Source organism: Vibrio viridaestus (genome assembly GCF_003856525.1).
Lineage (GTDB): Bacteria > Pseudomonadota > Gammaproteobacteria > Enterobacterales > Vibrionaceae > Vibrio > Vibrio viridaestus.
Genome location: NZ_RJVQ01000029.1, coordinates 1 through 1,561, shown reverse-complemented (window position 1 = coordinate 1,561; position 1,561 = coordinate 1). Strand labels below are relative to the sequence as shown.

At 52.8% G+C, this 1,561-nt stretch carries 1 rRNA gene; it reads right to left on the bottom strand.

Going from position 1 to position 1,561, the window contains the following annotated elements:
• Nucleotides 1-10 precede the first annotated feature (10 nt).
• Nucleotides 11-1,553: ribosomal RNA gene (locus EES38_RS21595) — 16S ribosomal RNA — on the bottom strand.
• Nucleotides 1,554-1,561: the final 8 nt, after the last annotated feature.

The following is a 1,561-nucleotide window of genomic DNA, read 5'->3' as shown; positions in this document are numbered from 1 at the left end:
CATCATCGTGTAAGGAGGTGATCCAGCGCCAGGTTCCCCTAGCGCTACCTTGTTACGACTTCACCCCAGTCATGAACCACAAAGTGGCAAGCGTCCTCCCGAAGGTTAAACTACCTGCTTCTTTTGCAGCCCACTCCCATGGTGTGACGGGCGGTGTGTACAAGGCCCGGGAACGTATTCACCGTGGCATTCTGATCCACGATTACTAGCGATTCCGACTTCATGGAGTCGAGTTGCAGACTCCAATCCGGACTACGACATACTTTTTGGGATTCGCTCACTYTCGCAAGTTGGCCGCCCTCTGTATATGCCATTGTAGCACGTGTGTAGCCCTACTCGTAAGGGCCATGATGACTTGACGTCGTCCCCACCTTCCTCCGGTTTATCACCGGCAGTCTCCCTGGAGTTCCCGACTTTACTCGCTGGCAAACAAGGATAAGGGTTGCGCTCGTTGCGGGACTTAACCCAACATTTCACAACACGAGCTGACGACAGCCATGCAGCACCTGTCTCATAGTTCCCGAAGGCACCAAAGCATCTCTGCTAAGTTCTATGGATGTCAAGAGTAGGTAAGGTTCTTCGCGTTGCATCGAATTAAACCACATGCTCCACCGCTTGTGCGGGCCCCCGTCAATTCATTTGAGTTTTAATCTTGCGACCGTACTCCCCAGGCGGTCTACTTAACGCGTTAGCTCCGAAAGCCACGGCTCAAGGCCACAACCTCCAAGTAGACATCGTTTACGGCGTGGACTACCAGGGTATCTAATCCTGTTTGCTCCCCACGCTTTCGCATCTGAGTGTCAGTATCTGTCCAGGGGGCCGCCTTCGCCACCGGTATTCCTTCAGATCTCTACGCATTTCACCGCTACACCTGAAATTCTACCCCCCTCTACAGTACTCTAGCCTGCCAGTTTCAAATGCGATTCCAAGGTTAAGCCTTGGGCTTTCACATCTGACTTAACAGACCACCTGCATGCGCTTTACGCCCAGTAATTCCGATTAACGCTCGCACCCTCCGTATTACCGCGGCTGCTGGCACGGAGTTAGCCGGTGCTTCTTCTGCAGTTAACGTCAAACAATRAGCGTATTAAACTCACTGCCTTCCTCACTGCTGAAAGTACTTTACAACCCGAAGGCCTTCTTCATACACGCGGCATGGCTGCATCAGGCTTGCGCCCATTGTGCAATATTCCCCACTGCTGCCTCCCGTAGGAGTCTGGACCGTGTCTCAGTTCCAGTGTGGCTGATCATCCTCTCAGACCAGCTAGGGATCGTCGCCTTGGTGAGCCCTTACCTCACCAACTAGCTAATCCCACCTGGGCATATCCTGACGCGAGAGGCCCGAAGGTCCCCCTCTTTGAGCCGAAGCTATTATGCGGTATTAGCCATCGTTTCCAATGGTTATCCCCCACATCAGGGCAATTTCCCAGGCATTACTCACCCGTCCGCCGCTCGTCAGCAAAGAAGCAAGCTTCTTTCTGTTACCGCTCGACTTGCATGTGTTAGGCCTGCCGCCAGCGTTCAATCTGAGCCATGATCAAACTCTTCAATTAAAGTTTTT